This is a genomic window from Flavobacterium sp. (assembly GCF_003525665.1).
Lineage (GTDB): Bacteria > Bacteroidota > Bacteroidia > Flavobacteriales > Flavobacteriaceae > Flavobacterium.
The window spans coordinates 1-314 of sequence record NZ_DQDX01000069.1; the positions used below are offsets into that span (position 1 = coordinate 1).

Annotated in this window: 1 pseudogene; it reads right to left on the reverse strand. The window is 33.4% G+C overall.

Annotated elements, in window-relative coordinates:
* Positions 1-81: 81 nt before the first annotated feature.
* A pseudogene (locus DIU01_RS04860) lies at positions 82-282 on the reverse strand (DUF4159 domain-containing protein); the annotation flags it as partial.
* Positions 283-314: the final 32 nt, after the last annotated feature.

Here is a 314-nt window from a genome sequence, read left to right on the forward strand (position 1 = left end):
TTTCATAAAAAAATAAATTAAAGATAATATTATGAATTATCCATGAATAACACAAAATGTAGAATTAAAACTGCAAAAATGTTAATTATTGAAGATGTAACTTAAAATGTTAGCTCCCATTTTCAAAGCTTTTTCTCTAACTTCTCGTGGGTCGTTGTTGACTTCGGCATCTTCCCAGCCATCGCCAAGATCGCACTCATAAGTATAAAGTAAGATTAATCTATTGTTTTCGAAGATACCAAAAGCTTGTGGTCGTTTGCCGTCGTGGTCTTGAATTTTAGGTTATTCCCTCGCAAAAACAACTGGAGGTGACA